Raw genomic sequence first — 20,929 nt, 5'->3', positions numbered from 1 at the left:
GCCCATCACGCCCGGAACGCCCGCCGCCCCCACATGCCGCCACCGCAATGTGTCAGAACGGAAACGAATCGCTTTATCTCGGCACAGCGCTCGGTGCGAATTACAATGTCCTGTACGAAAACTTCGGCCGAAAGGACTCGGATATGTACCAGACTCGAAAGATCGGCGTGGTGGGCCAGGGCCATGTGGGCGCGCACGTTGCCAACAGTCTGCTGATGCAGGGAATCGCAGACGAGCTCTACCTGTGCGACATCAACGAGACAAAGGTGACCTCCGAAGTCCAGGACCTGCGCGACTCGCTCAGCTTCGTTCCCTACAACACCAAGATCGTCAACTGCGGAAACCGCTACGAAGAGCTCGCTTGCTGCGACATCGTCGTCAACGCCGCCGGCAAGGTCGCGCTTGCCGCAACCAATCGCGATGGCGAGCTGTTCTACACCACGGACGCCGCGCGCACCTTCGCCAACCGCATCGTCGACGCCGGGTTCGACGGCATCTTCGTAAGCATCTCCAACCCCTGCGACGTCGTGTGCACCGAGATCTGGCACCTGACCGGCTACGACCCCAAGAAGATCATCGGCTCGGGCTGTGGCTTGGACTCCGCGCGCCTGCGCACCGAGATCTCCAAGCAGATCGGCATCTCGCCCAAGTCCATCGATGCGTACATGGTCGGCGAGCACGGCTTTAGCCAGATCGGCGCATTCAAGGCCGCGACCGTCGCCGGCAAGAAGCTCAGCGAGCTCGAGGCGGAAAACCGCGAGAAGTACGCATTCGACCACATGAAGATCGAGGAACTCGCACGTAAGGGCGGCTACGTGACGTACGCGGGCAAGGGCTGCACCGAGTACGCCGTCGCCAACTCCGCCGCTCGCGTCTGCGCCGCCGTGCTGCACAACGAGCACGCCGTGCTCTCCGCCTCCACGCTCATGACCGGCCAATATGGCGAGGAGGGCATCTTCACCTCCCTGCCGTGCGTAATCGGCGCCGAAGGCGTCGAGGAGGTCTATACGCTCGATTTGTCCGAGCACGAGCTTGAGGGCTTCCACAAGAGCTGCCAGCACATCCGCGACAACATCGCCCAGCTCGATTGGTGGGACGAGGCCGCCTGGGACGCCAAATAGTCAATCGACTGCCGTCTGGTCGAGCGTAACGCGCTCCTACATATCGCGCTCCTACAGAGGCCGCGCGCGGAGAAAGCACTTCCGGCGCGGCCCGTTTATTGTCCCTGCGAACGCCCACAGAGGCCTCCGTCACTGAACAATTACCCCACAGCTGCCCCAGGATGCAATCGAATGACGGCACCTACCGCACGCTTGCTTCGTACTCGGCAATCGCCGCAAGAAACGCCTCGCCATAGGCGTCGGCCTTCTTCTCGCCTATGCCTGTGACCTCGAGCAGGTCCTCGCGCGTTGCGGGACGCTTGCGGCACAAACCGCGCAGCGTCGCGTCCGAGCAGATGATGTACGCCGGGACGTTGTGCTCATCCGCCAACTTGCGACGCAAGAATCTGAGCTCGTCGAACAGCTCGGCGTCATCACCCACGCGCGGGCGAGCATCCAACGCAGCCTCCTCACGCACCAAGTCGACCGCCCGGCGCGCCCGGCTTGCCGAGACGCTCTGGGAGGCGCGCTTCTTCACCGTAAAGGAGAAGCCACTCACACGCTGCGGATCAAGTGCCTCACCTGCGTGGGAGCCCAGGCCCACAACGGGGAGCCGACCCTGCGATTGCGCCAAGTAGCCGCGACCAACCAGCTGGTCCAGGACGTCCTTGATGCGCTTGATGGAGACCTCCGCAACAACACCGTATCCCGGCGCGTCGTCGAGGTGAAATTGGCGGATCTTCTCGGTGTTGGCACCGTGCAGAACCTCGGCTATAAGTGCCTTGCCAAACCGCCCGCCCGTCGCGGAGACCAGGCGCATGGCAGCGAGCGCGATGTCCGTGACGTCCTCCACTTCATAGCGCGTCAGGCAATTGGAGCAATTGCCGCAGCCGGCCTCGCTTGACGCGGCGCCCCCGATTGCCAAAGTCGCGCCGACCGGTACGGAGCTCCCTGCCGCCGCGCCTGCGCCGACCGAATCGGCACTCCCAGTTGCCACCCCCTTGACACCCAGCGCACCCTCGTCGCCAAAATAGCGCAGGATGTACTCGCGCAAGCAGCCAGTGGTCTGACAGTAGCCCTCCATCTGTGCCAACAAACGGTACCGGTTCTGCCGTGTGAACGCGCGCTCTTCCGCGCTGAGCGCGTCTTCAGGCACATCCCGCTCGATAAAGTAGCGCCTCAGGCCAAAATCGTGCCCGTTCCACAGCAGGTAGCATGCGGCCGGATCACCGTCGCGCCCCGCGCGACCGGCCTCCTGGTAATAGGCTTCGATGCTCTCGGGCACATTATGATGAATCACGTAACGCACGTTGGGCTTGTCGATTCCCATGCCAAAGGCGTTCGTGGCGACCATGAGCGGTGCGGCGTCGGCGATGAAGGCGGCCTGCTCCGCCGTGCGTTCGTCTGTGCTCATGCCTGCGTGGTAGCGCGCAACACGTATTCCCCGCGGCGCAAGCGTCCGGCCCAAGTCAAAGGCCAGTTCGTCCACCGCCTTGCGAGTGGCGCAGTACACAATGCCGCTTTCGTCGGCGTGCGATGCGGCATAATCGCGAATCCAAGCCGCCTTCGCCTTGTCGCCCATCTCCTGCACGTTGAACGAGAGGTTGGCTCGGTCAAAACCCGTCACCACCGTCTGCGGCGCGCGCAGCCCCAGCATCTGGACGATGTCGTCGCGCACGCGCTCCGTCGCCGTTGCCGTAAAGGCAGCCACCACGGGGCGCGCGGGCAGGGCGGCAATGAACTCTGCTATCTGCAGGTAGGATGGGCGGAAATCCTGACCCCACTGGGAAACGCAGTGGGCCTCGTCCACGGCGACGAGTGGGAGACCGATGCCTCCCGGAGCCGCGGCCGCCTGCGCAAACGCGAGGAAGCGCTCGTCGGTAAGGCGTTCGGGCGCCACGTACATGATCTGGTACCACCCCTCCGACGCGCGCTTGAGCACCGTGTTCTGCTGGGCAGGCGTGAGCGAGGAGTTGAGGTAGCTCGGGCGCGCGCCGACTTCTTTGAGCGCTCGCACCTGGTCCCCCATAAGTGAGACAAGCGGAGACACCACCAGCGTGAGGCCCTGCATCATGAGCGCTGGCGCCTGGTAGCAGATCGATTTTCCGGCGCCGGTGGGCATCACGCCCAGCGCATCGCGGCCGGCGAGAATGGCATCGACCATCCGCTCCTGACCCGGACGAAACGAGTCGTAGCCAAAATAGCGCTTGAGAATGTCCTTTGTTGCTTCCACGGACCCCCTATGCCTCCCGAACCGAATGCGCGGATTCGCCCGCATTGGACGAGACGGACTTAGGTTTGGTGCGCCGGGGCCTTCCACCAGGCCTGGGGTTGTTTGCGCGGTCGCGCACGCTCTCCACGTCCACCATCCAAAGATTCCCTTCTTTATGCCCGCGCAAAATGCCGCTTTTCAGCATACGTGAACTCAAGTTCCATATGTATGACGACAGCGTTTGAGGACGATTCGTCTGTGCTATGATGTATCCAAGCACGCGAGGCTCACCCTCTTTTAAGCAAGTGAATCGGGTGGAACGGAACATATGTCTCGCACCTAGACTCCGGGTCGCTTGCAGGGCGGCCCGGAGTCGTCTTTTGTGCGAGAGCAGAAATTAAGACTTGGCCACGATCACCAGGACGGTGACGAGGGCCAGAAGCAAAATAACCTCGGACACGACGACCACCCCCTTCCCATTGGATGAGGGCGATGGGCACACCTCGCGTACTCGATCTCCATTATAGCAACCGGCGCGTCGCGTGCTGCAAGGCCGCTGGCGATAGACGCGGCCCGCCCGTGATACAATCGCTCGACACACCCTGTACCAACACCTACCTGCAAAAGGAGCGCCCGTGGCGAACGCCGTCGACCAGCTCACCGACCGCGCGCTCGAGCTCGCGCGCCTCACCATCGTCCGCCGCATCATCACCGCGGCGGCCGTCACGGTGTCCGCCCTGATCCAAACCTTCCTCATCCAGGCCTTCGTTCAGCCCGCCGACCTCCTGCCCAGCGGCTTCACCGGCGTCGCGGTCCTCCTCGACCGCATCACCTCGCTCGGCGGCGTCCATATCGACACCTCGCTCGGTATGCTCGCGTTGAACATCCCCGTGGCACTCATGTGCTGGAGCGGCATCAGCAGGCGCTTCGTCATCTTCTCGATGACCCAAGTCGCCCTCTCCTCGCTGTTCCTCAACATCTTCGACTTCGCGCCTTTCCTGGGCGACAAGATCATGCTCATCATCTTCGGCGGCGTGGTCTCGGGGCTCTCCATCGCCATCGCCCTCAAGGCGGGCGCCTCCACCGGAGGAACCGACTTCATCGCGCTGTGGGTCTCGAACCACACGGGCAAGACCATCTGGGGAGTGATCTTCGCCTTCAACTGCCTCATCCTCGTGATCTTCGGTTGGATGTTCGGATGGGACAACGCCGCGTACTCAATCGTGTTCCAGTTCATATCCACCAAGACGATCGACAGCTTCTACCACCGTTACGACCGCGTGACCCTGCAGATCACCACCCGCCTGGCCGACGAGGTCATGACCGCCTACGTCAACCACTTCCAGCACGGCATCAGCTGCGCCGAGGTCATCGGCGGCTACAGCCGCGAGAAGATGTACCTGCTGCACACCGTTGTGTCCACATACGAGAGCCAGGACATCATCAAGCTCGTGTGCGACATCGACCCCGGCGCCGTGATCAACGTGTTCCATACGCTCGACTTCGTGGGCGGATGGTGGGGTGGCCATGTGGATGAGCCGTTGCCCACCGCGGTGCCCGACCCCGACAAACCCGCCCGCCTGCTCTCCAAGCAGGCCCGCAGGCACGAACCCGCCGGCCTGCAGCAGGACGACGGCAGGTAATCCCCGCACATCCCATATGGCGGCGCGCCGTCATATCGACCCACCGCCATGCCGAAGCTCCGTTATATCGAGCGCTTTTGCCTACAACACGAAGCGGTACCTGCTGCCCACGTAGTACTGGCGGCCGATGCACACGGGGTTGTCCTCGTCGTCGGCAAAGCAGACATTCAGGAAGAGCAGCGGGTCGCCCACCGAGATCGCCAACCTCGACGCCTGCTCCTGCGTGGCGCGAACCGCCTCGACGGTGCGTCTTGGTGTTTTAGTCGGCCGGTGTCCGGTAACTTCCGCAATTTTGTCGAACAGGGATACGCCCTCCAAATCGACGTTGAGAAGCTCTTGGCAACCTTCGTACGGCACGAAAACATTTTCTTCGAAAATCGGCTGCTCGTCGGCAGTGCGAATTCGCTGGACATACAGGAGTAGCGCCGACTCGTCGAGGCCAAAGAACTTCGCTTCCTCCAAGCGCACGGGGACGATGAGGCGATTGAGAACATGGGCACCAGGCTTCATGTTGCTGTCGCGACACACATCTGTAAAACTCCGCGCCGCCGTATATTGCAGAAGACGGCGATTAATGTGAGGCGTGCTCACGAAGGTGCCGCGACCCTGCTGCTTGACCAAATATCCCTCGGCACACAACTCCTCAACAGCACGGCGAACGGTGATACGGCTCACTCCATAACGCTCGGAAAGCTCCGGCTCGGAGGGAATCCGCTCCTTCGGAACGTAATCCCCCGCCTCGATCGCCCCTTTAATCTCTTCGAAAATCTGCTGGTACAGAGGTGCCGACTTGCTATTTGTCATGATTCCATCCAATTATGTGATGTATATAACGTCTTAAGTATAATCGCTTGCGCATCAGTTGAGCCCGCCTCAGCCGGCAATGGCATACACCTCGGTAAACGGTAAAAAGCCAATCGCCGTCCAGACCTTGACTACAGCTCGTCCATGATTGCGCCCAAAGTGTCAATCACTTTATCTGCCCGAGATTGATCGAGCACAACCCCGTCGCGGGGCCTCAATGCCAAGACACGTGCGCCAGAACGCACGCCCGACTCAATACCAGTAGGAGAGTCTTCGACGACTAAGCATTCGGAAGGCTCAACCCTCAAATAGCTCATCGCTCTCGCGTAGATTTCAGGATCAGGCTTGAAAGCATTGCACTCAAACCCACTTATCACATAGTCTACAATACCCCTGATTCCCGCAACGCTAATGACCTCCTCAATCATGTCTCGATATGATGAACTCGCAATAGCAGTCTTTATTCCGCGTTCGTGCAACTTTCGAAACGTGTCCCTCACCCCATCATTGAGAAGCTCGGAATACGGAATGGGGTGAGCATCGCAATAGGGGCCATATGCCTCACATAGACGTTCACGCAGCCCTAAATCGTTAGGGATGAGCACCTCCCAAGTTTCGGCAGTGCTAATACCAGTCAAATCGGGAAAAACATCGTATGTTATCCCGCACTCAGCTAAATATGCCTCACGACGCCTGCTGTAAAACCACTCTGTATCTACCAGCACACCGTCCATGTCAAACAGCACTGCCCTAATCATAGGAACCTCCCTGTAATAAAGGGCGGCCCCATAAGGAGCCGCCCCGCCGAGTCAAAATACAAATCGCAGACAGAACCTACGGCCTTCACCTAGTAGGTGAGCTTCCACATGTAGCGACGCATGGTCAGCGGGTGCTGACGGGCCTCGGCGATCTGGTTGCCGTACTCGCGCATAACGGCGAGGTGCAGCAGCGGGTTGAAGTAGGTGATGACGCTCGCCGGCACGGCGTCGGCCAGACCGTAGTCCTTGGAGTCGATCAGAGCGACCTTGGCGCCCATGCGCTCAAGGAAGGTGAGGGCGCGGGCGTCCATCGGACGGGTGGCACCATCGGACATGAAGAAGACGTAGGGCTTACCCTCGGTGGAAACCTCGAACGGGCCGTGGAAGTACTCGCCGGTGTTGTAGGCGGCGGCGTCGATCCACTGCATCTCGGTGAACAGGAAGGCGGCGTGAGAGTAGGCCATCTTCTCGGAGGCACCGGAAGCCATGAAGTAGATCATCTTGTCGTCCTTGAAGTCCTCGGCGAACTTCTTGGCAAGCTTCTTGCAGTGCTGAGCGGCGTTCTCGCAGAGCTCGAAGACGTTGGTGAGGCCGGTGATCATGTCGTCGTACTTGTCATAACCCTCGGTCTGCTGAAGGATCTCGAGAGCAAGAGCGATGGCGTAGCCAGGCTTCTCGGCCTTGGCGGCAAAGTTGGCATGGAAGCCGTGGACGATGACGTGGTCGGCATCGACGGTCAGAGCAGAGCCAGCCTTGTTGGTGAGGGAGACGACCGGGCAGTTGTGCTTCTTAGCGGTCTTGTTGGCCTCGACGGTCTCGGGCGTGGAGCCACCGAGGGAGCAGGTGATCACGAAGGTGTGCTCGTTGACCCAGGAAGGCGTGTCGTAGTTGAACTCGTTAGCGGTGAAGATCTGAACGTTCAGCTTGTCCGTGTTGTTGGCCAGGAAGTACTTGGCGGGGTACAGGTCGGACATGGAGGCACCGCAGCCGACGAAGGCGACGCTGTGGATCTCGTGGTTGGACAGGACGTCAGCGACGATCTGCTTAGGGAGGTTAAGGTCGATCTCGTACATAACATGCTTCCTTTCTATGCTGCCGCGACAAGACTCTCCTACGCGCCGTCGTGGCACCTATAAACAAATGGTTTTATGCAGTGGATTTAAACCGCCGTACGCTAAACAGACGTAATAGGTTCTTTCGGGAACGAAGGGGTCTGCTGGCTATAGAGCTTCACGCCCATTGCGAGCAACTCTCGGGTATCACTTTGTTCAGACTCATCCAAAAAGACGCTTTGGTCAATCTGCTTCGAACCGTCCTTATTAAAGGTGGCTCCATATTGGATCTCGTTAATCGCACCAGTAGCCTTACACACGTCGACAAGCGCCTTAGTAGTACCAAAGACCATCATGATATTCTCGTTGAGCTCGAGAATCTTTGGCATCTTCGTGATAGCTTTCTCAACGGTAAAGATATTCAGGCGAATCCCCGCGGGCTTTGCGAGCTTCAGGGCGGCAGACTTCATTTCGTCATTCGCCGCCGCATCGTCAACCAAAATGATACGCTGAGCGCTCAGGTGGTTCACCCAGGCTGCCAAAATCTGGCCGTGTACCAAACGATAGTCCAAACGCACAAGCTTGATCATAGGTCGTCCTCCTCTTCTTCCTGTGCCTTCTGAGCCAAAAGGGCCGCGACGTCTTGGATGCCGCCCTTGCTTTGCGAGATGATTTCGTCAATGCGCTCTCGAGAAAGAGGCCCGGTTGCCAACGACATCTCAAGCACTAGAGGAAAATTCATCCCAGAGATCACCGTGACAGAGGGACGCTGGGCAAGCACGGAAACCATCGAGTTATTCACGCTGCTACCCATCATATCGGTCAAAATATAAACTGCATCAGACGGCTCGAACGAGTCGATTAGCGCAATCGTGCGCTCGTCGATCCGATCCTTGTCATCCCTCTCCAGCGAAACCACGTGAACACGCGACACATCGCCAATAATCATTTCGAGCGTATCGCGGGCACCAGCCGCAAGGCCACCATGCGACGCAAGTATGAGTTGATTCATACGTACCTCCTATTCGTTACTGACATCATAGACGTTATATACAGATTGGTCTAGATTCAAGTTGAAATGTCCGTTTATCGCCGAATATCTACCGTTCACGGCAAGAACCCCAGGTCTGCACATCATACATCTCTTTAATTTATAATCGTATATGACGTCTGAGACGTGTTTGTTGATAAATCCTTGGAAAGGAGTCGGGATGGCACAGCCTCGCATTGAACTTGCCACCATGAACCACCACTACATGTTCTATGACCTTGATGACTTTTTTGCCAATGCACAAAAGCTCGGCTATCCCTGCGTCGAGCTATGGACATCTCCCCAGCACTTCTTTATGGATTATCGGCAGAACGATCCCATTGAGCGCCTAAGCCATCTCATCGATGAATACGGCATCCGCATCCACGGCATATGCCCGGAGCAATGCAACCCCAAACCACACAATATGGCGGCAAAAGACGCGAGCATCCAAGAACGCACACTTGCATATTTTACCCGTGCCGTCGATGTTGCAAAAAGCGTTGGCGCAACTCAGGTGCTCGTAACGAGTGGCTGGGCGTATTACAACGAGCCAGTTGAAACCGCACGCGAGCGTAGTGCGACCATGCTCAAACAGGTCGCGCGCTATGCAGGCGAGCAGGACATCAACCTCGCCATCGAAGCCTTGCGCGCGCCCGAGTCGCGCATCGCCAACACCGTTGCCGACCTCAATCTTCTACTATCCATGGTCGATGAGCCCGCATTGAAAGTCTGCCTCGATATCGGCGCCATGGTGAGCGCTGGCAACACTATTCAGGAGTATTTCGATACCTTTGGCCCCAAGATGATTCATGCCCACTATGTCGATACCGGCGAGCGTTCACTCCACCTTGCCCTTGGCGACGGAGAACGTGATATTGCGACTGACATCCTCACCTTTGAGCAGAACGGCTACCAAGGGGTGTTAAGCGTCGAGTGCACCGATTCCGCAACGCTCACCGATCCCATGGCAGCCGATGCGCGGTCAATGGCAACCTATCTTAGCGCCTACGAGAAGATCGAAGCCGCACGCGCATAACGCGCACCCCACCAAAAGACAGAAACCCTCCATCCCCCGTTTCTCATACAGCAGAAACGGGGGCTTCTTGTCTCTGACAATGCCAGCCACCGGTCATGCAGCGGAACCAAAAGACCCCACGCAAAGCACCCACTCATATGGTTCTCAGCAACCTCGAAAGGAAAAAGGCCGCCCGTGGCGGTAAGGATCCGGACTCTCATAACCCATCCGCACATTGACATCAACATGATGACCCTGCGGCACACGCACATTCGACACCTACGCCATCACAGCTTTCGCCACACCCGTCCACATTTCGATGAGCCATGGCTGCGAACGAATCGGCGAGCCACTACTTGCCCGCAACCACTGGCAACAGTCGGGGACCAGGTCCTGCCCAAGACCGACATACTTCAAAGATGTCTCACTCGAAGCACCAGACCCCGCTCGACACATTTCGTCAACATACGAAAAGGCGCAGACCCGTCAACGATCTGCGCCTAATAAGGGGGCTATATACGCAATTGCTATGCAAGAATTCCAAAGAAGCTTGCAGCCAAGCTAGCAGCAATGCCGCCCAGCAGCAACACCGTGAGGCTAACCTTCTTCTTGAGCAGCCAGTAGAAAGTCATAGTAATAGCCAAGGGAATCATTGCCGGGAAGATGCCGTTCAGCACGTCCTGAATTACCAAAGCTCCATCCTGGAACTGCAACGGGGTCGTAATACCAACCATCGTGGCAATCATCGCGCCCACAGTCATGAGGCCAACAATGCTCGCAACGTACATCACGCGCTCCATCATGCCGCCGCTCTGCAGCTGCTTTACGTAGTCGGCACCAAGTGTATAACCGAGTTTGCCGCCAAACCAAGTAATAAGGGCTTTAGGGATGCCGGAGATGAGGATCGCCAAAATAGGTCCAAGAATGGAGCCCTGCGCTGCCAGGGACGCGCCCAATCCGAAAGAGATAATGCGAAGCGTTCCCTCAAGCAATGAATCGCCAATGCCCGAAAGCGGACCCATAAGCGAAACCTTTAGGCTGTTCATCACCTCAGGGTTGAAGTGTTTGGGGTCGCGAGCGTACTCTTCCTCCATCGAGGCAACGAGACCAAGCACAAAGCTGTTCAGCTGTTGCGTGATGTTATACAAAGCGGTATGACGGTGATAGGCCTCCTTCTTTCGCTCGAGAATCTCCGGGTCGGACTCATCTGTGTAAATGCGGTCGAGCGTCGGCGCAATGGAATAGAGGAAGCCCAGGTTCATCTGGCCCTCATAGTTCCACGAAGATTGGATCGCCCAGGTGCGCCAGAAGAACTGCCAAAGGCGCTTCTTCTCGGAAACAGGTTGCGGCTCCAAGCTTTTCAGCTCGGTCGTGCTGGATGCCTGCTCAACAGTAATCTGCTCTGCCATTGAAATGACCTCCTTCTTTCTTAGTCGTCGTCCTCGAGCGGATCATAGTCGTCTGCGGCCTGGGTTGCGAACTGGCCGCCACCATCACGGAATTTGAGATCCACGAGCAGCAGGGCGAGCAACACAGCAAAGATCGCAACGGCGGTAACGTTAATGTTAAGGAAGGCCGCAGCAAAGAAGCCAACGAAGAAAAAGAGGGCCATCTTCTTGGTAAGCATGATATTAAGCAGCAGGGCCATGCCGAGAGCAGTAAGGACATTGCCGGCAAGGTTAAGTCCACTTGTGACCCATGCGGGAATCATATCCACAATAGACTGGACAAGATCGGTGCCGACATAGATCGCAAGGAAGATAGGCACGAAATACATCAGAGCATACAGGACATTACCCCAAATAATATGAAGGTGAAGCGCCTGCTTAAATTTGCCCTGATCGATAAGGGTGTCGGCCTTATGAGAAAATGCCGCGAGGACCATGCGCACCGCAAGACCAATCGCTTGGCCAAATGCGGCAACAGGGACTGCGATGGTCAACGCCGCCTCCGGACCCGCTCCGGTCAAGATGCAAAACGCCGTAGCAACGATAGATCCCATATTCATGTCGGGGATCATCGCGGCGCCCACATTAATCAAACCGATGCTCATAAGTTCGAGCGTCGCGCCAGCGGCCAAAGCCGTGGGGATGTCACCAAGCACGATGCCGACCATCGTGGCGCCAATAAGCGGGCGCTCAAGACTCAGGCGCCCCAGCATACGGGAGTCCATGATGCAAATGACACCCACGAGGCCAACGGCTATTGCTGCATAAAGCTGATTCATTACCGTCTCCTTTCCATCAATTCTTTATGGCGCTTCGAAGCGCCCTCACCGAAGCGCGCGAGTCCGGATCCCGCGGCAACATGTGACATAAGTCATCATATACGTCTTATACGTTGTATACGATTTAGTTACATCAGTCTTGGGTAGACGGTAGCTATTTCCATGTGAACGGTCTTCATCTATCAACATCCTCAAACTGTCCCTCGCCGCTGCGCCCGAACAAGAACTCTTCCGACAGCCTTGTGAAGATAACGGTTATGGCAGAAAAAGCGACTACAGAAGGCATGGCACCATAACAACCAAAGCATCGGATCGATAACATATTTTGGCATGCCGCACGAGACGGCAGCTGACACCTCCAGCAAGCAAAGAGCCCCAAGCGGACCACCGCTCCGGCATCAAACGCCCGCCCCGCTCCACGTCTCAAAGCGCGTCCAGCGCACCGACCGGGCCAAATACGTCGAGCCTATTGGGTAGCCAGCCAAAGGGGCCGTATGCCAAGCCGGGCCCAAGGGGTCGGGCGCCGAGCGTGCCCGCGAGAGTTAACTCTCGCGGCGACATTTCCGCCATGATGGCAAATACGCTCTTCGAGAGTTAACTTTCGCGGAAGCTATTTCGGCGCAAGAGCAAAAACGTGCCGCGAGAGTTAACTTTCGCGGCACTTTCGCGCGGAGCCGCCATGGGATGGGACATGCCGCGACCGGCACAGGCAGTTGCGAAACGCCGCCCGAGCGTTACCCGTCCAGGCCCTCACGCTCATAGGGGAAGACCTCGGCAAGATAGCCCTTGGCCGCAAGGGCGGCCTCAATGGCGTCCAGGGCCTCCTCCGTATCGGCAGAAATACGATGAAAATGATAGCCACTCGTCACCGTCATCAACGGTGTGCTCTTGCCCGTGCGGATGTCTTCGAGGTAGCGGGCTATGCCGCTACGGCTGCGTATGTCCAGATTGGCGGTGATTTTGCCGTATGCGCGATGATTTACCATAACGGTTTGAACGGTTCCGCCCAGGTCGACGACGGTCTGGAGCTCGTCCTCAAGTTGATCGATAGTGTGGTGAACCTTGATAAGACGCGTGGGAACCGAGAGCTCCGAGGCGCCCTCGCGCAGCACGTACCCGCGATTGGTCGCAACGATGTCGTGCCCATCGGCACGCAGCAGGGCGATGTCCTGCACGATCACCTGTCGGCTCACACCGGCGACGCTTGCGAGCGCCGTCCCGCTCACCGGGCGTTTTGCGCCACGCAAGGACTGCAAGATGGCATCCCTGCGCTCATGACCCATTAGCGGCATCGCCGCACCTCCCGTCTCGCACTCTCCGAACGAACCACATCCCACATCAAGATGAGCTAGAGCAGGCGCAGGTGCTTGAGCGAGAGATCCAGAATGGGCGCCGAATGGGTAAGCGCTCCCGACGAGATGATATCGACGCCCAGATCGGCGAGCTCACGGATATTGCTCGCGTCAACGTTGCCCGAGGCCTCGACCTTGGCGTGGCCATCAATGAGCGCAATGGCCTCGCGCATCTGCTCGCGATCCATATTGTCGAGCATGATGATGTCCGCACCAGCATCGAGTGCCTCTTGCACCATATTCAGGCTCTCGCACTCAACTTCCACCGTGCACACAAAGGGCGCATGGGCGCGAGCACCTGCCACGGCGGCAGCGATACCTCCCGCCGCATCGATATGGTTGTCCTTGAGCATGACCGCCTGTGAAAGGTTGTAGCGGTGATTGTGGCCACCGCCTGCCTCGACCGCCGCTTTTTCGAATATGCGAAGGCCAGGCGTGGTCTTGCGCGTGTCGGCAAGCAGGGTCTTGGTACCTTCGAGCTCCTTTGCCATGGTACGTGTATACGTTGCGATACCGCTCATGCGCTGCAGGAAGTTGAGAGCCACGCGCTCACCGGAGAGCAGCACGCGGGCGTCGCCGCGCACCGTCCCTAGCACCTGGCCGGGCTCGACCTCGTCGCCATCACTCACGCGCGCGTCGAACGTCGTGGCAGGGTCGAGCAGGGTAAAGGCACGCTCGAACACATCCAACCCCGCGATGACGCCCGCTGCCTTCGCAATGAGTTGAACCTCGGCCTCCCGCGGACCGGAGCAGACCGACTCGGTCGACAGATCGCCCGCGTTCATGTCCTCGCGCAGGGCAAAACGGATGATATCGTCGGCAACAAGGTTCATGGTGATTGGATTCACAAGAATTCCTTTCGTAAGCATGACGGTCGTGAGCATGACGGGCGCGCCGCACGCCAAGGGGCGCGCCGCAGATAGCGCACCTCAAGGCGCGCTCATCACGCGTGCACGAGCACGTCGATGTTGAGGTTTTGGCGCACCTGACCGGGCAACAGGCGATGTGCGCCGTCGAGCGCGGGCTCGCCCGCCTTCTCGACTTCCAGGCTCTCCCCCGTCGCCATCTTCCACGCCGCACGGCGCGCAAAAACGAGCGACTCAAGCAACGAATTGCTCGCAAGGCGGTTCCTGCCATGCACACCATTGCACGCCGCCTCGCCGGCAACATACAGATGCGGCATCGTGGTCGCCGAATCCCGATCGACCCAAACGCCACCCATGAAGTAGTGCTGCGTGGGCACCACAGGAATAGGCTCCTCGAGGATGTCGCGCCCCTCTTGCTGGCAGTGGGCTCGGATGTTGGCAAAGTGCGTGCGTACGATCTCGCGATCAACGGGATCAAAGCTCAGCCACTCGTACTCCGCGTCCTCATCGCGCATCTCGTCTTGAATGGCGCGCGCCACCACGTCCCTGGGCTGCAGCTCGTCGGTAAAGCGCTCGCCGGCTTGGTTGAGCAAAACCGCTCCCTCGCCACGGCAACTCTCTGAGATGAGGAACGTGCGACCGGGCTTTTCGGAATACAGGCCCGTGGGATGAATCTGAACGTAGTCCAAGTGTTCCTGACTGACCCCATATTCGTTCGCCAGGAAACACGCATCGCCGGTGAGCTGCGGGAAGTTTGTGGAGTGCTGGTACACGCCTCCGATGCCGCCCGTTGCGAGCAGCACATCACGCGCCCGAATCTCAAACGGCGCTCCCACGCCCTCGGGACGGACACCCCGCTCACTCTGTTCACCGCGCAGCTCTTCGACCGTCGCAGCCGAGGCATTCTCCGTTACCGGCACGGCGATCACGCCTGCGCACGTATGGTCATCAACGATGAGGTCGACGGCGGCAACGTGTTCGAGAACGGTCACATTGGGCAGCCGTTTGACCGCCGCGAGCAGAGACTCGGTAATCTCCTTGCCTGTCACATCCGCATGGAATGCGATTCGCGGACGCGAGTGCGCACCTTCGCGCGTGAACGCGAGCGAACCGTCCTCAGCCCGATCGAAATCCGTCCCCAACGCCACGAGGTCGTTGATGACCGAACGGGATGATCGAATCATGATGTCCACGCTCTCGCGCCGGTTCTCATAATGACCCGCGCGCATGGTGTCCTCAAAGAACGCGTCGTAATCCGCGGCCTCGGGCAATACGCAGATGCCCCCTTGGGCGAGCATGGAGTCGCATTCGTCAACCGCGCCCTTGGAAAGCATAACCACCCGCATATCGCTCGGCAAGTTGAGCGCGGCGTACAAACCCGCCACGCCACAGCCGGCGATTACCACATCGCATGTCATATCTTTGTATGCAGCCTCCATCGTGCCGCCCCTTTCGCCGCGCATGTGCCGTCGATTATCGAGCGGCGTACTCGAGCATACGGTCGAGCGTGAGCTGAGCGCGCTTTGCGGAGGCCCCATCCACGCCGATCTCCACGGCACCCGTGCCGAACTCCAAACAATGCAGGAGCTTCTCAAGCGTAATGCCGTCCATATCGCTGCACGTAGGCGGCGTAGACGTAACGTAAAACCTCTTCCCCTGGCCGGCGCATCGACGCTCGAGTTCGTACAGAACCCCTCGAACCGTCACGATAATGAACTCCTGCGCGTCGCTTTGCTCGGCAAACGAGATGATGCCCGCCGTCGAACCAATGTAGTCCGCCTCGTCCAACACGGCGGCGACGCACTCGGGATGAGCGAACACCAGGGCATTCGGATGCCCCGCCTTGAGCTCGCGCAGCTCGGCCAAGGAAATGGCCTCGTGCCGCGGACAGCACCCGTCATTCAAAATCACGTGCTTCTCGGGCACCTGTTCTGCCACGTAGCGCCCCAAGTTGCGGTCGGGAATGAACAGGATGTGGCGCTGGGGCAGCTCGTGCACGATCTTCACCGCGTTGGAGGAGGTCACGCACACATCGCTCCAGCTCTTGACCTCGATGGTGGAGTTGACGTAGCAAACCACCGCAAGATCGTCACCGTACTCCTCACGCGCCTTGTCGATCGTCGCACGCTGCACCATGTGGGCCATAGGGCAATCCGCTGCGGGCTCGGGCATCAACACGGTCTTATCGCGATTGAGGAGCTTCGCGCTCTCCCCCATGAATTCCACGCCGCACAGCACGATCGTCTGTTGAGGGAGTGATTTTGCGAGCTTTGCCAGGTAGAACGAATCGCCCACGTAGTCGGCCACCGCTTGGACCTCGGGTTCTACATAATAGTGGGCCAAAATCACCGCGTCGCGCTCCGCCTTGAGCGCCTCGATCCGCGCACGGGTCTCCGCCGTCACCGCAGCGGCGCGCTCAAGCGCAGTGGGTTCCATCGTCGTCTCTGTCATTGAGTCCTCCCGACGAATCAGCTTCCGTTGGGGGAAGTATCCCACTGCCCGCCTTTACTGACAAGACAGCTGACAAGACAGTTAAAAATGACGAGAAGTCGCCACGGTTCATAGTTAATAGGGGGCTCCCAAGGGAGGGAGCTGCTTGAGATATGCCCACATGCGCTGCTTTTGACGAGGCTCCGTGAGTGCCGCCTCGAAGCCGTTGAGCGCAAGCACGCGCCGTCCCAACACCGGAGCCACCAACCCGGGCTTGAGCATAGCCGTGTCAAAGTCCTCGATAATCGCAAGGGCGTCCGCGTACGCTTCGCGCATCGCATCCGCTGCGGCATCGTCGAGCAAGACGATCGCCTCGGGGTCAAGCGCCTCGAGCGCCTCGCGAAACAATTCAGCGGGCACGGCATCGCCCGGTACGGGGCCGTCGACAATGCCCGGCTCGCCCGTGCCGAACACCGTCGCAAGCGCACAGAAATCCTGCGGCTCCCATCCAATGGCCGAAAGCGCCGCACGGAGCGCCGTGCCGTCTGCGCCGCTCAAGAGGCTTTCGCCCGCCAATTCGTCGGCATTCAGCTCGCCTTTTACCAAAACGACAGGCGAGAAAGCATTCCCCGCAATCCGAACGCCACGCGCTTGGAGCGAGCCAAGTTCCTGCTCAACGGCAGCCGCCAGGGCCTCCTTGCGCTCGCCTGTTGTTACCGACATGTGCCCTCACCCTGTCCGCGTTGACCGTCGTCCTACATATTGTAAGAACATTCTACCGCTCGGTGTAACGCCAGCACGCTCTTGGGTATAACCACCTCGATTAGACCCACCCTCGTGGCGTTCGACGCTGCGAGACCACCCATACAGGAGGCTCTCATGGCCAATATCATCGAAGCGAATGCAAGCACATTCGACAACCTGCTCACCAACGAGCTCCCCGTCGTCATCGACTTCTGGGCCCCGTGGTGCGGCCCATGCCGTATGCTCTCCCCCGTGGTCGACGAGATCGCCAACGAGCTCGAGGGCAAGATCGTCGTCGCCAAGTGCAATGTCGATGAGAACCAGGACCTCGCCATGCGCTACGGCGTCATGTCCATCCCCACGGTCGTTATGCTCAAGGGCGGCACAGAGGCCATGCGCTCGGTTGGCGCCATCCCCAAGCCCAAGCTCAAGGCAGATATCGAGGCAAACCTCTAAACGCCTGCCACGTCGCGTCGCACTGCGGCGCGTCAACGCACCTTCCCTCTGCGACCGCGCCCGTCCCCCAGGCGCGGTCGTCTTTTTGCATGAGCCGCATCGTCCCATGTATCATCAACACCTCACGAGCCGACCCCAGTGGAACTTGTGCGGACGATACACATCCTTGATACACTATGAATCGTATGCCGCGCGGGCATGTTGCGCTCGCGTGCATGAGATAGCGCCGTCACCGACCAGATGGTGGTGTGCGCCAGGCTTGTTAGGGGATCCGCATGGAATCCATCACACCGGGAATGCAAGGGCCTGCCGTCGAAGACGTTCAAACGCGCCTCGCATCGCTGGGATATACCATTGATACCGCCGAGACGTCCGCCCAGGAGTACGGCACCACCACCGCAGAGGCGGTGCGTGCCTTCCGCTCCTCCGAAGGCATCGAGACGGGCGACGAGGTCGACGGCACCACATGGAGTGCGCTGGTCGACGCCTCGTACAAACTCGGTGACCGCACGCTCTACCTGCGCCTGCCCAATTTCCACGGCGCGGACGTGCAGGCACTGCAGCGGGCACTCAACACGTTGGGCTTTGCCTGCGGCGTCGACGATGGCTACTTTGGCCCGCACACCGAGGCGGCGCTGCAGCAGTTCCAGGAAAACGTCGGCCTCTTCGCCGATGGCATGGCGTTCCAAGACACGTTTGCCTACGTCAAGCGCCTTCACCATGTTTGGGAGGGTAAGCCCTCGATCGTCGACATCGATGCCGAGGCACGCATGGGCTTCGCACGTGCTGCAAATGTGCTTGAGAACTGCCGCATTGCCATTGGCGGCGAGGACGCGATCGCGCGCAACGTCGCCTCGCGCGTGTGGAATATCGCCTCGGCGACCACGGACGGCAGCGGTATCGTCCTGTACGACAGCGAGGCGCCGCACGACGTCGACCTCATCGTCGAGGTCGCTTCTGACGAGCTTCCCGAAGACGCAGAGCCCCGTGCGACCATTGCTCTCGCCGAATGCCAGAATCTCCCCCTTCGCATAAAGACCGCTCTGGCGGCGGCCAAAACCAAACCTGTGGTACTGCGAATCGAGCTCACGGGCATCACCGGTTACGGCATGTTCACCGCAAGCGATGCGCAAACCTTGGCGGTCCGCCTCCTCGACGGTTTGTGCGATGCATTGAGCGCCTAGGTACGCTACACTATGACGGTCGCGCGTTTGCGCGGTCGATGCATTGGGGTATCGTCCAGCGGCAGGACCCTGGTTTTTGGTACCAGTTACGGGGGTTCGAATCCCTCTACCCCAGCCATTGAATACAGCAGGCCGGAGCAGATAATTGCTCCGGCCTGTTTGCTTACGTGTTCAATGACGAACGCACAGTGGATTCTTCTTATCCTTTTCTACAAAAACTTCGAAGGCACCTGTTATTACGCTGATCGGTTTCCCGCATAGTACCCATCAAGGTCTTTGCTAAACCAACGCCCATTCATCACATTTTTCGCAACTAGGCTTTTTATCTCATCGCTTACCGTTGTATCCAACTCCATGCGCTCGATGATATCGCCATAGGTAGTAGTCTTATCAAGGCTCTTCACCACTGCACCTTCTGCATCCGCGTCAAAGCACAGGGATTCATGGCAATCGCTGCTCCAAGCCACCCACTCTTCGAGCTCCTCGGAATTCGGGTCTCCCGTCTTCAAATAGTTTGCGATGTAGCTCCTGAATACTTCCGCCATTGCCTGGTAGCTCTCACTTTCGAACACGCCTGGGAGCATCGAGGTATAGGAATTAGTCGAGGACAGCATGGGAATAAAGATGCCATGGAACGCGCCGTAACCGCTGAGCTCATCCTTCATCTTTGACGCATCATCGCCATAGTTCACCTCGCATACGTATATCGGCTGCCCACATCCACTCATCATCGTGTTTGCGCTTTCTTGCGCGTTGAAGATGCGATACATCTCGTTCCCATATGTGCAAGAGAAGTTCTTTGCCGCAGTCAGTTCGTCATCTGAGAGCCCTGCCGCTTCTTCACCCTGCCACCACGAATCTCCATTGGAGAATAGTCCGAACTCCGAAGAACCCGTCAACATAATCACGGGCACATCGTTGTACAACGCTCCATCAAATCCTCCCCTTGGAAGGGCCACACCATCTTCGTACAAATGAGGGAACACGCTCATCCGGATACTGGCATTCGCCATGAGAAGTGCCAGACGCTCCGCTTCCAGCCCGCGCACGTATGCTTCGACCTCATTGTCATTCGCAAGAAGCCACGCCACCGCCTCTTCCGATGTGTCGGCGATTCCATCCTCAAGCGCAAGAGGCGCCAATGCCCGGGCCACTCGCACAGAGGCGGCAGACTCATCACATGTCGTCATACCGCCGCTAAAGACGATCGCACGTTTAAAAGCTCCTTCAAACAAAGGGCTGATAAGCATCGCCATAACGTCTCGGCCTCCCGCCGAGAAACCCGCTATCGTAATATTCTCTGGGTCGCCACCGAACACGGAGATGTTCTCCGCAACCCAATCAAGAGCCATTTTAATATCGAGCAGCGCATAGTTACCCGTAGCGTCATCGTCGCTCTGTAGCGCCGGAAGACAATTGAATCCAAAGAGACCCAGTCGATAGTTTAAGGAGACATACACACAGTCGAGCGTACTCACCAGCTCGTTTCCAATAAGCTCCCGAGCATCACCAGTCTGATTGTTGCCACCATGAATATAAACAAGAACCGGTTTTCCACCCTCACCGTCACGAGCTGTCACGGTCAGGTTAAGGCAGTCTTCAGAGCCAATAACCTTTCCGCCGGAATACTGGAGCGACCTCTCGCCCATTTTGCTGCAGTCAAGCTCGTCCGTCCACGCAGCACGGGTTTTTGGAGTACTCCAACGCAAGTCACCAATCGGTACCTCGCCATACGGAATTCCGTACCACGAGAACACTCCATCAGCAACTTCAGACCCCTTGACCGAACCTGCGCTCACCGTGGCGCGCGCACCATCAAACTTCACACCACTTGCCTCAGAAGACAACCCGCCTTTGGTAATATCGTCACCCGTGCACGCCGAAAGGCCTGCAGAAGTCGCCGCCGCAGCCACCATCGCACACAACCCCCCTACGACTTACGTTCTTGCCCATTAAGGTAGTACCTCCCATGGCACCGATCCGGCACCGTTTCCGTTTTCGCTTATTTGGCTTGATCCCCTAATAAAAAGGCGGCCAGTGGTATCTCGTAGGC

General features: G+C 58.6%; 19 protein-coding genes and 1 tRNA gene. 6 read left to right on the top strand and 14 right to left on the bottom strand.

All coding sequences use genetic code 11. The annotated features are described in order from the left end of the window. Positions 1-47: 47 nt before the first annotated feature. Positions 48-1,121, top strand: a complete 1,074-nt coding sequence (locus Q5Q88_RS07070) for an L-lactate dehydrogenase (RefSeq protein ID WP_302742551.1) — start codon at positions 48-50, stop codon at positions 1,119-1,121. Positions 1,122-1,302: 181 nt separating this feature from the next. On the opposite strand, the gene Q5Q88_RS07065 is transcribed toward Q5Q88_RS07070, so the two are convergent. Next, positions 1,303-3,333, bottom strand: a complete 2,031-nt coding sequence (locus Q5Q88_RS07065; protein WP_302742549.1) for an ATP-dependent DNA helicase RecQ — start codon at positions 3,331-3,333, stop codon at positions 1,303-1,305. A gap of 614 nt (positions 3,334-3,947) precedes the next feature. Here Q5Q88_RS07065 and Q5Q88_RS07060 point away from each other — a divergent pair. Further along, positions 3,948-4,955 carry a YitT family protein gene (locus Q5Q88_RS07060; RefSeq protein WP_294122685.1) on the top strand — a complete coding sequence of 336 codons (1,008 nt, stop codon included), beginning with the start codon at positions 3,948-3,950 and terminating at the stop codon, positions 4,953-4,955. Between the two features lie 81 nt (positions 4,956-5,036). Here Q5Q88_RS07060 and Q5Q88_RS07055 read toward each other — a convergent pair whose 3' ends face one another. The 5 genes from Q5Q88_RS07055 to Q5Q88_RS07035 form a co-directional block, all read right to left on the bottom strand. Then, positions 5,037-5,759, bottom strand: coding sequence for a GntR family transcriptional regulator (locus tag Q5Q88_RS07055; protein WP_302742546.1), 723 nt, complete (start codon positions 5,757-5,759; stop codon positions 5,037-5,039). Between the two features lie 131 nt (positions 5,760-5,890). Next, a complete protein-coding gene (locus Q5Q88_RS07050) occupies positions 5,891-6,517 on the bottom strand; it encodes an HAD family phosphatase (RefSeq protein ID WP_118652910.1) in 627 nt (208 codons plus the stop codon). 89 nt (positions 6,518-6,606) lie between these two features. After that, a complete protein-coding gene (locus tag Q5Q88_RS07045; RefSeq protein WP_294158331.1) occupies positions 6,607-7,590 on the bottom strand; it encodes an SIS domain-containing protein in 984 nt (327 codons plus the stop codon). 101 nt (positions 7,591-7,691) lie between these two features. Beyond that, a complete protein-coding gene (locus tag Q5Q88_RS07040) occupies positions 7,692-8,159 on the bottom strand; it encodes a PTS sugar transporter subunit IIB (protein ID WP_294122691.1) in 468 nt (155 codons plus the stop codon). Then, positions 8,156-8,581, bottom strand: a complete 426-nt coding sequence (locus Q5Q88_RS07035) for a PTS sugar transporter subunit IIA (RefSeq protein ID WP_118652904.1) — start codon at positions 8,579-8,581, stop codon at positions 8,156-8,158. The genes Q5Q88_RS07040 and Q5Q88_RS07035 overlap by 4 nt, the downstream gene beginning before the upstream one ends. Before the next feature lie 199 nt (positions 8,582-8,780). On the opposite strand from Q5Q88_RS07035, the gene Q5Q88_RS07030 reads away from it, so the two are divergent. Next, positions 8,781-9,638 (top strand): sugar phosphate isomerase/epimerase, encoded by an 858-nt coding sequence (locus Q5Q88_RS07030; protein ID WP_118652902.1) that lies wholly within the window; start codon positions 8,781-8,783, stop codon positions 9,636-9,638. A gap of 506 nt (positions 9,639-10,144) precedes the next feature. Here Q5Q88_RS07030 and Q5Q88_RS07025 read toward each other — a convergent pair. The 7 genes from Q5Q88_RS07025 to Q5Q88_RS06995 all read right to left on the bottom strand — a co-directional run bounded on the left by Q5Q88_RS07025 (position 10,145) and on the right by Q5Q88_RS06995 (position 17,215). Continuing rightward, a complete protein-coding gene (locus tag Q5Q88_RS07025) occupies positions 10,145-11,026 on the bottom strand; it encodes a PTS system mannose/fructose/sorbose family transporter subunit IID (RefSeq protein WP_118652900.1) in 882 nt (293 codons plus the stop codon). A 20-nt stretch (positions 11,027-11,046) separates the two neighbouring features. Next, on the bottom strand, positions 11,047-11,844 hold the full coding sequence (locus tag Q5Q88_RS07020; RefSeq protein WP_118652898.1) for a PTS sugar transporter subunit IIC: 798 nt from the start codon (positions 11,842-11,844) through the stop codon (positions 11,047-11,049). 734 nt (positions 11,845-12,578) lie between these two features. Next, a complete protein-coding gene (locus Q5Q88_RS07015) occupies positions 12,579-13,136 on the bottom strand; it encodes a transcription repressor NadR (protein WP_118652896.1) in 558 nt (185 codons plus the stop codon). 56 nt (positions 13,137-13,192) lie between these two features. Continuing rightward, positions 13,193-14,044 (bottom strand): carboxylating nicotinate-nucleotide diphosphorylase, encoded by an 852-nt coding sequence (gene nadC / locus Q5Q88_RS07010; protein WP_302742541.1) that lies wholly within the window; start codon positions 14,042-14,044, stop codon positions 13,193-13,195. Between the two features lie 95 nt (positions 14,045-14,139). Then, positions 14,140-15,501 carry an L-aspartate oxidase gene (locus Q5Q88_RS07005; protein WP_294122702.1) on the bottom strand — a complete coding sequence of 454 codons (1,362 nt, stop codon included), beginning with the start codon at positions 15,499-15,501 and terminating at the stop codon, positions 14,140-14,142. 34 nt (positions 15,502-15,535) lie between these two features. Then, entirely contained in the window at positions 15,536-16,513 is a 978-nt protein-coding gene (gene nadA, locus Q5Q88_RS07000) for a quinolinate synthase NadA (protein ID WP_302742539.1), read from the bottom strand. 114 nt (positions 16,514-16,627) lie between these two features. Further along, positions 16,628-17,215, bottom strand: a complete 588-nt coding sequence (locus Q5Q88_RS06995; RefSeq protein ID WP_294158346.1) for a hypothetical protein — start codon at positions 17,213-17,215, stop codon at positions 16,628-16,630. A 156-nt stretch (positions 17,216-17,371) separates the two neighbouring features. On the opposite strand from Q5Q88_RS06995, the gene trxA reads away from it, so the two are divergent. The 3 genes from trxA (at position 17,372) to Q5Q88_RS06980 (ending at position 18,994) form a co-directional block, all read left to right on the top strand. After that, positions 17,372-17,692, top strand: coding sequence for a thioredoxin (gene trxA / locus Q5Q88_RS06990; RefSeq protein ID WP_294158348.1), 321 nt, complete (start codon positions 17,372-17,374; stop codon positions 17,690-17,692). A 275-nt stretch (positions 17,693-17,967) separates the two neighbouring features. Continuing rightward, positions 17,968-18,876, top strand: a complete 909-nt coding sequence (locus tag Q5Q88_RS06985; RefSeq protein ID WP_302742536.1) for a peptidoglycan-binding protein — start codon at positions 17,968-17,970, stop codon at positions 18,874-18,876. 44 nt (positions 18,877-18,920) lie between these two features. Then, positions 18,921-18,994, top strand: a tRNA-Gln gene (locus tag Q5Q88_RS06980). Between the two features lie 118 nt (positions 18,995-19,112). On the opposite strand, the gene Q5Q88_RS06975 is transcribed toward Q5Q88_RS06980, so the two are convergent. After that, positions 19,113-20,792: a carboxylesterase family protein gene (locus tag Q5Q88_RS06975; RefSeq protein ID WP_302742534.1), complete on the bottom strand. Its 1,680-nt coding sequence runs from the start codon at positions 20,790-20,792 to the stop codon at positions 19,113-19,115. Between the last annotated feature and the right edge of the window lie 137 nt (positions 20,793-20,929).

This window comes from uncultured Collinsella sp., assembly GCF_959026545.1.
In the GTDB taxonomy this organism is placed as follows: Bacteria; Actinomycetota; Coriobacteriia; order Coriobacteriales; family Coriobacteriaceae; genus Collinsella.
The sequence above is the reverse complement of the archived record's forward strand: the minus strand, read 5'-3'. Positions and strand labels throughout refer to the sequence as shown.

Coding starts and splice junctions, on each gene's coding strand:
- Q5Q88_RS07040 (WP_294122691.1), bottom strand. CDS start 8,159: ATGATCAAGCTTGTGCGTTTGGACTATCGTTTGGTACACGGCCAGATT.
- Q5Q88_RS07020 (WP_118652898.1), bottom strand. CDS start 11,844: ATGAATCAGCTTTATGCAGCAATAGCCGTTGGCCTCGTGGGTGTCATT.
- Q5Q88_RS06985 (WP_302742536.1), top strand. CDS start 17,968: ATGGAATCCATCACACCGGGAATGCAAGGGCCTGCCGTCGAAGACGTT.
- Q5Q88_RS07025 (WP_118652900.1), bottom strand. CDS start 11,026: ATGGCAGAGCAGATTACTGTTGAGCAGGCATCCAGCACGACCGAGCTG.
- Q5Q88_RS07050 (WP_118652910.1), bottom strand. CDS start 6,517: ATGATTAGGGCAGTGCTGTTTGACATGGACGGTGTGCTGGTAGATACA.
- Q5Q88_RS06995 (WP_294158346.1), bottom strand. CDS start 17,215: ATGTCGGTAACAACAGGCGAGCGCAAGGAGGCCCTGGCGGCTGCCGTT.
- Q5Q88_RS07030 (WP_118652902.1), top strand. CDS start 8,781: ATGGCACAGCCTCGCATTGAACTTGCCACCATGAACCACCACTACATG.
- Q5Q88_RS07045 (WP_294158331.1), bottom strand. CDS start 7,590: ATGTACGAGATCGACCTTAACCTCCCTAAGCAGATCGTCGCTGACGTC.
- nadA (WP_302742539.1), bottom strand. CDS start 16,513: ATGACAGAGACGACGATGGAACCCACTGCGCTTGAGCGCGCCGCTGCG.
- trxA (WP_294158348.1), top strand. CDS start 17,372: ATGGCCAATATCATCGAAGCGAATGCAAGCACATTCGACAACCTGCTC.
- Q5Q88_RS06975 (WP_302742534.1), bottom strand. CDS start 20,792: ATGGTGGCTGCGGCGGCGACTTCTGCAGGCCTTTCGGCGTGCACGGGT.
- Q5Q88_RS07035 (WP_118652904.1), bottom strand. CDS start 8,581: ATGAATCAACTCATACTTGCGTCGCATGGTGGCCTTGCGGCTGGTGCC.
- Q5Q88_RS07070 (WP_302742551.1), top strand. CDS start 48: ATGTGTCAGAACGGAAACGAATCGCTTTATCTCGGCACAGCGCTCGGT.
- Q5Q88_RS07055 (WP_302742546.1), bottom strand. CDS start 5,759: ATGACAAATAGCAAGTCGGCACCTCTGTACCAGCAGATTTTCGAAGAG.
- Q5Q88_RS07005 (WP_294122702.1), bottom strand. CDS start 15,501: ATGGAGGCTGCATACAAAGATATGACATGCGATGTGGTAATCGCCGGC.
- Q5Q88_RS07015 (WP_118652896.1), bottom strand. CDS start 13,136: ATGCCGCTAATGGGTCATGAGCGCAGGGATGCCATCTTGCAGTCCTTG.